Below are 8,322 nucleotides of genomic sequence, written 5' to 3'. Positions count from 1 at the left end.
ATGGATGCGACCGACACCGGACTTGGGGAGATCGTCGATGCCGATCTCGCCAAGGAAGCGGCGTCGCTGTCGGCGGCACAGGCCAGGCAGCAGCTCGCCGGGCAGTCCCTGTCGATCGCCAATCAGGCGCCGCAGTCGCTGCTGAGCCTGTTCCAGTAGGAGGCGACCTTCCGGCAGGGGAGCCAGGTCACCGCTCCGGCAGGGGGATGAACTCGTCGTCATCCGGCACGGTGCCGAACCGGCCGGCCTTCCAGTCCGCCTTGGCCTGCTCGATCCGCTCCTTCGAACTTGAGACGAAGTTCCACCAGATATGGCGCGGGCCGTCCATCGGCTCGCCGCCCAGGAGCATGACGCGGGCGGAGTCCAGCGCCGTTATGGTGATCTCGTCGCCCGGGCGGAAGACGAGAAGCTGGCCTTCCTCGAAGATATCGCCGGCGATGTCGATCTTCCCCTGCGCCACGTAGACGGCGCGTTCCTCGTGTTCGGCCGGCAGGGGAATGCGGGCGCCTGCTTCCAGAGCCGCGTCGGCGTAGAAGGTCGCGGTCGGGGTTTCGACCGGGGAGGCTTCCCCGAAAAGCGAGCCGGCGATGACGCGGACCGTCTTGCCTTCCGCCTGGATGATCGGCAGCGAGCCGGCGGCATGGTGGACGAAGGCCGGTGCCGTTTCCTCCGACTTTGCCGGCAGGGCGATCCAGGCCTGGATGCCGAACAGGTTGAATCCGTGGGCGCGGAGTTCCGGCGCCGTTCGTTCGGAATGGGAGATGCCGCTGCCCGCCGTCATCCAATTGACCTCCCCCGGACGGATCGGCTGTATCGTGCCCAAGCTGTCGCGGTGCATGATCTCGCCCTCGAACAGGTAGGTGACGGTCGCCAGCCCGATATGCGGATGGGGGCGGACGTCGAGCCCGTGACCGATCAGGAACTCCGCCGGCCCCATCTGGTCAAGGAAGACGAAGGGACCGACCATGCGCCGTTTGACCGACGGCAAGGCCCGGCGGACCTGGAAGCCGCCGATATCCCCGGTGCGCGCCACGATCATGGTATCGAGTGTCATGCCCTGTCCTCCCCCCCACTGGCTTGGCCCCACTGGCTTGAATAGCCGGCTGTTCTTTTCCTGGACATTACATCATGGATGCGGAAGGGATCGGAGCGGGAAGTTTCTGGCGGGAGGAAGTTCATGGCGGAATCGCACAAGATCTGGACCATCGGCTACGAACGGGCATCGTCCGACGCCTTGCTGGCGGCGCTCAAGGATGCCGGCGTCGAGGTGCTGATCGACGTCCGCGACCTGCCGCTGTCCCGCCGCGCCGGATTCTCCAAGAGCACCTTGCGGGCGTCGCTGGAGGCGGTCGGGATCGACTATGTCCACCTGAAGGGGCTGGGTACGCCGAAGGAAGGGCGACTAGCCGCGCGGCGCGGCGACATGCCCCTGTTCTGGAGCATCGTCGAGGAACGGATGGGCACGCCGGAAGCGGAATTCGACCTTCTGCGCGCCGTCGAGATCGGGCGCGAGAAGCGGAGCGCCCTGCTCTGCTTCGAGGCCGATCCGCATGTCTGCCACCGGCAGCGGGTGGCGGACGCGCTGGCGGAGCGCTTCGGGTTCGGCGTCGAGCATATCCATCCTACGACGGCAGCCTGAGCCCTGTCGCCCCTGGGGTACGCGCCTTCAGGGCCGCATCGGTCAGACAGTCGGCAAGCAGCCGGAACTGCGCCGCGCGAGGGTCGCTGCTTCGCCATGACAGGGCTATCAGGCGGCCCGGCGGATCGGGCGTGAACGGCCGATAGACGATCAGCCCGCCCAGAGTGTCGTCCTCCCCTGCCGCCAGGGCGGGCATCAGGGTATAGCCGGCTCCGGCGGCCACCATGTGGCGCAGCGTCTCCAGGCTGGTCGCATGACGGGAGCGGCCGGCGGTCGAACCGCCTGCGCCACACAGCGCAAGGGCCTGGTCGCGCAGGCAGTGGCCTTCCTCCAGCAGCATCAAGTCGGCGACCGGCAGGTCGGCGATGGTCATGGCGGACGAGTCGCCCAGCGGGTGCCCAGCGGGATGGGCCAGCACGAAGGGTTCGAAGAACAGCGGCTCCACGGTCAGGCTGCGTTCCTTGACCGGCAGCGCCACGAGTGCGGCATCGATTCTGCCGTCCCGCAAGCTGCCCAGCAACTCGTCGGTGCGGCCTTCGCCCAGGGTCAGGTCCAGCTTGGGAAAGCAATCGCGCAGCGGACGAAGCACATGAGGGAACAGGTAAGGGCCGAGCGTCTGGATGGCGCTGAGGCCGAGACGGCCGGACAGCGGTTCGTTCAGGTCGCGGGCGAGTTCCATCAGCCGGCGCGCCTCCGTCAGGACATGGCGGGCCTGCGCCACCAGCGCGTCGCCTCGCGCCGTCATCAGGACCTTCTTGCCCGCCCGCTCGAACACGGGCGTTCCCAGCCGGTCTTCCAGCTTGCGGATCTGGCCGCTGAGCGCCGGCTGGCTGACGCCGCACTGCGCGGCGGCATTCCCGAAATGGCGGAGGTCGGCGACGGCGACGAGGTATTCCAGGTCGCGCAGCGAGATGCCGGCAAGGCTCATGTCCGTTCCACCTGACGATAGGCGATGCTTATCGATATGATCCAAACCATCGATTGGTCTTATCACAAAAACAAGGGCATCGTGAAGCCCATGAGCAGACCGGAATGGAGATCGGGATCGATGAACGGAGTTCGCAAAAGCCTTCGCCTGCTGATCGAGGAGGTGAACCGTCGCGGCGGACGCCTTGAGGTACAGGACAGCGTGGTGCGTGTGCGAGGCGACCTGCCGGCCCCTCTTCTCCTGAAGCTCCACCGCCACCGCCGTCACATCGCCAGTGCGATCCGCTGATCCGGCTTCGACAAAACCTTTCGCATAAGCATTTTCTGGAGGAGTCGAGTTCATGACCACGCTCACCACCACATTCGGCATTCCCGTCGGGGACAATCAGAATTCCCTGACCGCCGGTCCGCGCGGGCCGGTGCTGATGCAGGATTTCCACCTGATCGAGAAGCTGGCCCATTTCAACCGTGAGCGCATCCCGGAGCGGGTCGTGCATGCCAAGGGCGCCGGCGCCTATGGCGTCTTCCGCGTTACCCGCGACGTATCGGCCTGGACGACCGCCACCTTCCTGAACAAGGTCGGCAAGGAAACGGAAACCTTCCTGCGCTTCTCGACCGTCGGCGGCGAGAAGGGCTCGGCCGATGCGGAGCGCGACCCGCGCGGCTTCGCGCTGAAGTTCTACACCGAAGAGGGCAACTACGATCTGGTCGGCAACAACACGCCGGTCTTCTTCGTCCGCGATCCGCTGAAGTTCCCCGATTTCATCCACACGCAGAAGCGCGACCCGCTGACCAACCTGAAGAGCCCGACGATGGTCTGGGACTTCTTCTCCCTGTCGCCGGAAACGCTGCACCAGCTGACCATCCTGTTCAGCGACCGCGGCACGCCGCGCAGCTATCGCCACATGGACGGCTTCGGCAGCCATACCTTCTCGTGGATCAACGAGGCGGGCGAGCGGTTTTGGGTCAAGTACCACTTCAAGACCAACCAGGGCATCGAGAACTTCACCGGCGAGCAGGCGGTCAGGATGGCCGGCATCGATCCCGACCACGCGACCCGCGACCTGTTCGGCTCGATCCAGGACGGCGAGTTCCCGAGCTGGCGCGTCTATGTCCAGATCATGCCGGAGGGAGAGGCCGACCGCTACGCCTTCGACCCGTTCGACCTGACCAAGGTCTGGCGTCACGCCGATTATCCGCTGATCGAGATCGGGCACCTGGAGTTGACCCGCAATCCGGAGAACTACTTCGCCGAGGTCGAGCAGGCGGCGTTCAGCCCGGCCAACGTCGTGCCCGGCATATCGTTCAGCCCGGACAAGATGCTCCAGGGCCGGCTTTTCTCCTATGCCGATGCCCATCGCTACCGTTTGGGCGGCAATTACGGCTTGCTGCCGGTCAACAAGCCGCATGCCGCTCCCGCCCACAGCTATCAGCGCGACGGCGCCATGCGGTTCGACGGCAATGGCGGCGGGGCGCCCAACTACCAGCCGAACAGCTTTGGCGGGCCGGTGGACGATCCACGGTATTCCGAACCCGCGTTGCGCATCCAGGGCGATGCCGACCGCTACGACCACCGGATCGGCAACGACGACTACACCCAGGCCGGCGACCTGTTCCGGCTGATGGACGACGCGGCGCGTGAGCGGCTGATGGACAACATCGCGGGATCGCTGGGACAGGCACCCGTCATGATCCAGCGCCGTCAGCTCGCTCACTTCGAGAAGGCCGACCCGGCTTATGCCGCCGGTGTGGCGAAGCGTCTTCCGGCTGAGGTTACGGCGGTCGCCGCCGAGTAGTCCCGCGGCGCGGGGTGCCGGACTACGGGCGGTCGAGCTCGTGGTCCGGCACCCTGTATCGCTTAGAAGACGCTTGACAGGTCCGAGTGCGGATCGACGCCGAGCAGGGTGATCGATTGCGATCCGTGCTGTATCACCAGATCGCCGCCGGTCGTCTGCGCCACTTTCAGATCCGCCAGCTTGACCGACGAGTCCAGTACGATGTGGTCCTGGCCGATCTGGAACCCCTTGATGAGATCGTGGCCGTGGCTGGCGGCGAAGACGAAGGTGTCCTTGCCGGCGCCGCCGGTCACGACGTTGTCCAGGCCGTTGTCGGTCACCGTAGCACCGGCCGCCGTCTTGATGACGAGGTTCTCGACGTTATCCGGCAAGGTGTATTTGTTGTCCCAAAGAAACACCGTGTCCCGTCCCTCGCCCGGTTTCTCGATCACCATGTCCAGCCTGGACCCGACGACGTAGATATCGTCACCCTTGCCGCCCTCCATCCGGTCGATGCCGGAACCGCCGTCGATATAGTCGTTGCCCGACGACCCGACGAGGTGGTCGGCACCGGCGCCGCCCTTGAATACCCTGCCGTAGGCGGCGCTGTCCTGCCAGTCGTGCACCGACTTGTCGATGGGGATGTAGCCCTTGACGGCGCTGGGGCCGAGTTGAGAATGGTCGAAGTCGCCCGTAAGGCCGTTGCCGGAGAAGACGCTGACGGAACCGTCCTTGGTCGTCCAGTAGTTCTTGGAGAGGATGTTGTCGACGAACTGGAGACCCTTGGATACGTAGCCGAGGTTGTCCGTGGTGGCGTTGATGACCGAGACCTTGCTGACGTTCGCCAGCGAGTTGTTCAGGATGAGGCTGTCGACGGCGCCGTAGGCGTTCAGGGCGTGCTTCCACGCGTCGACGACCATGTTGCCCTGGACCAGGACGTTCTTGGCTTCATACCGGACGCCGGCCGGGAAGACGGATCCCTGATCGCTGCTGAAGCCGCCGACGAGGATGCCGTCGGGGACGCCGTGCAGGTAGTTGTTCAGGATCTTCACGTTCGACGAGCCTGCCTTGACGACGATGCCGCTCAACCCCCGGATATCGTAGATTTCGTTATTGGCGATGACGCCGTTCCGCATGTAGACGTTGTCGATGCCTTCCTGTTGCTTGATGTCGTAGACGGTGTTGCCGACTATCGCGGTATTGAGCGTCTGCGCCGTCTTGATGCCGTCGATCGACTGGCCGTGAACGATGTTGTTTTCTATCACCACGCTGTTGACGAGCTTGGTCAGGTTGGTGCCGCTCTGCGTCAGCTTGATACCTTCGGTGCCGCCGGTCAGTTCGAATCCCTTGATGACAAGATTGCTGACCCCATAACCAAGTATTACGGGCTTGCTGGAGTTGGCCGCCACAATGTTCGCAGCGCCGGGGCCATCGGCCGAAACGATCCAGACCGGTTTGTCCGCAGTACCGCTTTTCCCGAGGAGGTCGACGTTTTCTTTGTAGGTTCCCTCCTTGACCATGACGGCGGTTCCGGGCTTGGCTGCCTTGACCGCCGCCTGAATCGTCTTGTAGGGCGAGCTTTCGTCTCCTGAATTGCGATCGTTGCCGCTGTTCGAAACCCAGATGATGTTGGTGGGGACGACGTTCTCGAAAGTCACGACGTCCGCTGCCAGCGCCGAAATGGCGATGGGGTTGTAGGTCATAAATTGTTCCTCGGGCTGCTTTCTGCCCGAATAATGTCACGGGATTTATTTCTAAGTATTTAATGGTGAGGGGTGATTATTTCGACGTACTTTCAAAAGAAACAAGCACGAAATGCAGCTTGTTATGTGAGTGAAAGTAATTCTGTTTTCGTTATTATGAACGATTATTAATGATTAATGGATTTTAACTTCAGCCCGACCAAGGCCACGCCTCGGTCGGGCTGCTATAGGATGGCGGCATTGAAGGAAGCGGTCGAGGAAGCCCTGAGGATGGCGTCGCTCAACCCCGCGAAGCTCTTGAGGCTGGACGACCGGCTCGGCCGGCTTATGCCTGGATACCGAGCCGATCTGGTCCTGCCGAGCCGTGACCTGACGGTCATGGAAACGTGGGTCGCCGGTTCCAATCCGTCGGGTTCATGAGATCACGCCTTGATGTACTCGTCGGCCCGGCTTGCGGCTGGACGGGTGACCATGCTCACGCCGACGAATAGAACGACGTTGACGATCAGCCCCAGGATGCCGGCGTTGATGTCCAGCGGAGTCGCCGGCTGAACCAACTGGAAGTAATAGTTCACCACAATTCCAGCAACCAAGCCGGCGATGACACCGGACGAAGTGCCGCGCCGCCACCACAGGGCGCCGTAGACTGCCGGAGCGAACTGGACGATCGATCCGTAGGCACCGACCAGCAGTTGGACGAGCCCGGCGGCTCCGAAGATCGAGAGATAGTAGGCCACCGTCCCGATGGCGACGACGGACAGGCGCATGATCCAGATCTGGGTGCGCTCCGGCAGCTCCGGCTTGAGAGGCTGGATGATGTCGCGTCCGAAAGACACTGATCCGCCATGGGTAATGGCATCCGCCGACGACATGGCCGCAGCCAGCGCTCCCGCACCGATCAGACCGTAGACGATGCCGCTGGCGCCCATCTCGTGTGTTACCAGATGCGGCAGGATCGTGTCGGGGCCCGTGAGTTGGGCCGGATCGACGACTCCGACGGCCGCAAAGCCGATGAACAGGATCGGTACCAGGAATATCGCGAAGAGCGGATAGACCAGAACGGTCTGCTTGATCTTCTTCTCGGTGGTGGTGAAAGACTTGGTGAACAGGTGCGGCCACATGATGAAGCCGATGACCGATACCAGCAGGATCGTGGTGTAGGACATCGGCGACATCCCGGAGCCCTCCGCGCCGACGGTCAGGAAGCCCGGCCTGGTCGCCTCGATCCCCCGGAACATATCCGCGACGCCGTCGTGGAAGCTGTAGACGACGGTGTAGCCGACGACCCAGGCGACCAGCAGCATCAGGATGCCTTGAAGCACGTCGCTCCACGCCGCACCCCGTACGCCGCTGGTCGCGACATACACGATGACGATTCCATAGGAGATCAGCGCGCCCAGCCAGATCGGGATCGCGTCTTCAGTCAGGACATTGAAGACATAGGCCATACCCTTGATCTGCAAGGTAAGATACTGGATGAAAGCCAGTACCGAGATGATCCCGACCAGCACCTGAATGGCGCGCGAGCCGTACCTGTCGCCCAGGAATTCGCCCATGGTGTAGAAATTCTTCCGGGCGCCGATCCGGGCGACCTTGGGACCGATCAGGTACCAGGGCAGCAGGCCCAGGCAGGTATAGGCCAGGATGTAGAAGGACGCCGCGCCCTTGGAATAGGCCCAGCCCGGACCGCCCAGGAAGGCGAAGGCGCTGAACACCGTTCCGCCCATCAGGAACCACATCAGCACGAGGCCCAGGCCGCGATCCGCCACGGTATACTCGGATACCGACCAGAACGACCGGCCCCGGCCCGCCAGCACGCCGACGATGAAGGCGAAGACCAGATAGGCGCTCATCGCCAGCAGGGCGACCACCCACTTTTCCATTACCGGTCTCCCGAGAATTCATAGGCGATGAAGCAAAGCAAGCCGACGAACTCGACACCGATCCAGGCGACGATCCAGAACAGTGAGAACGGCATGCCCAGGACCATCGGCTCGACCTTGTTGGCGAAGCCGTAGATCGGGAAGATCATCACCAGCACCATGACGGCTGTGAAGATCGCGTAGGCTTTGCTGGCGTGCGGGGTGGTTTACGGCGCGACGGGGGTTTGGGCTTCGGGTGGCATGGCGAACCGACTTGAGCAGCGGACGGGCGGGGGACGCTCCACCAGCTCGCCCCAGTAGGCGACGCCGGTGGGCAGGATGTCGTCGTTGAAGTCGTAGCGGGGGTTGTGAAGCTGGCGCCCGCCATCGGTCGGTCCGTTGCCGACCCAGACGTA

Annotated in this window: 10 protein-coding genes and 1 pseudogene; 5 read left to right on the top strand and 6 right to left on the bottom strand. The window is 63.5% G+C overall.

What is annotated here, in order from left to right; all coding sequences use genetic code 11:
* Nucleotides 1–159: a flagellin gene (locus tag AC5JJ6_RS30940; RefSeq protein ID WP_496045734.1), complete on the top strand. Its 159-nt coding sequence runs from the start codon at nt 1–3 to the stop codon at nt 157–159.
* A gap of 28 nt (nt 160–187) precedes the next feature.
* Here the strand turns inward: AC5JJ6_RS30940 and AC5JJ6_RS30935 are convergent, their stop codons facing one another.
* The gene (locus AC5JJ6_RS30935) at nt 188–1,054 is read right to left on the bottom strand and encodes a pirin family protein (protein WP_496045733.1); all 867 of its coding nucleotides are present in this window, start codon (nt 1,052–1,054) and stop codon (nt 188–190) included.
* Between the two features lie 123 nt (nt 1,055–1,177).
* Between AC5JJ6_RS30935 and AC5JJ6_RS30930 the strand changes: the two genes are divergently transcribed.
* The gene (locus AC5JJ6_RS30930) at nt 1,178–1,639 is read left to right on the top strand and encodes a DUF488 domain-containing protein (protein WP_496045732.1); all 462 of its coding nucleotides are present in this window, start codon (nt 1,178–1,180) and stop codon (nt 1,637–1,639) included.
* Here AC5JJ6_RS30930 and AC5JJ6_RS30925 read toward each other — a convergent pair.
* Nucleotides 1,623–2,567, bottom strand: a complete 945-nt coding sequence (locus AC5JJ6_RS30925; protein ID WP_496045731.1) for a LysR substrate-binding domain-containing protein — start codon at nt 2,565–2,567, stop codon at nt 1,623–1,625. The two genes, AC5JJ6_RS30930 and AC5JJ6_RS30925, sit on opposite strands and share 17 nt — an antisense overlap.
* A 120-nt stretch (nt 2,568–2,687) precedes the next feature.
* Between AC5JJ6_RS30925 and AC5JJ6_RS30920 the strand changes: the two genes are divergently transcribed.
* Nucleotides 2,688–2,855: a hypothetical protein gene (locus tag AC5JJ6_RS30920; protein WP_496045730.1), complete on the top strand. Its 168-nt coding sequence runs from the start codon at nt 2,688–2,690 to the stop codon at nt 2,853–2,855.
* A gap of 52 nt (nt 2,856–2,907) precedes the next feature.
* Nucleotides 2,908–4,362 (top strand): catalase, encoded by a 1,455-nt coding sequence (locus AC5JJ6_RS30915; protein WP_496045729.1) that lies wholly within the window; start codon nt 2,908–2,910, stop codon nt 4,360–4,362.
* A 62-nt stretch (nt 4,363–4,424) separates the two neighbouring features.
* On the opposite strand, the gene AC5JJ6_RS30910 is transcribed toward AC5JJ6_RS30915, so the two are convergent.
* Nucleotides 4,425–6,044, bottom strand: a complete 1,620-nt coding sequence (locus tag AC5JJ6_RS30910) for a right-handed parallel beta-helix repeat-containing protein (RefSeq protein ID WP_496045728.1) — start codon at nt 6,042–6,044, stop codon at nt 4,425–4,427.
* A gap of 231 nt (nt 6,045–6,275) precedes the next feature.
* Here AC5JJ6_RS30910 and AC5JJ6_RS30905 point away from each other — a divergent pair, with 231 nt between their 5' ends.
* The gene (locus AC5JJ6_RS30905) at nt 6,276–6,464 is read left to right on the top strand and encodes an amidohydrolase family protein (RefSeq protein ID WP_496045727.1); all 189 of its coding nucleotides are present in this window, start codon (nt 6,276–6,278) and stop codon (nt 6,462–6,464) included.
* A gap of 2 nt (nt 6,465–6,466) precedes the next feature.
* On the opposite strand, the gene AC5JJ6_RS30900 is transcribed toward AC5JJ6_RS30905, so the two are convergent.
* The 3 genes and pseudogenes from AC5JJ6_RS30900 to AC5JJ6_RS30890 form a co-directional block, all read right to left on the bottom strand.
* Entirely contained in the window at nt 6,467–7,927 is a 1,461-nt protein-coding gene (locus AC5JJ6_RS30900; protein ID WP_496045726.1) for a sodium:solute symporter family protein, read from the bottom strand.
* On the bottom strand, nt 7,927–8,076 hold the full coding sequence (locus AC5JJ6_RS30895; protein WP_496045725.1) for a hypothetical protein: 150 nt from the start codon (nt 8,074–8,076) through the stop codon (nt 7,927–7,929). Before AC5JJ6_RS30895 ends, AC5JJ6_RS30900 begins: the two co-directional genes overlap by 1 nt.
* Nucleotides 8,077–8,133: 57 nt before the next feature.
* Nucleotides 8,134–8,322: pseudogene (locus tag AC5JJ6_RS30890) on the bottom strand (hypothetical protein); the annotation flags it as partial.

The organism is Skermanella sp., assembly GCF_059503625.1.
The sequence above is the reverse complement of the archived record's forward strand: the minus strand, read 5'-3'. Positions and strand labels throughout refer to the sequence as shown.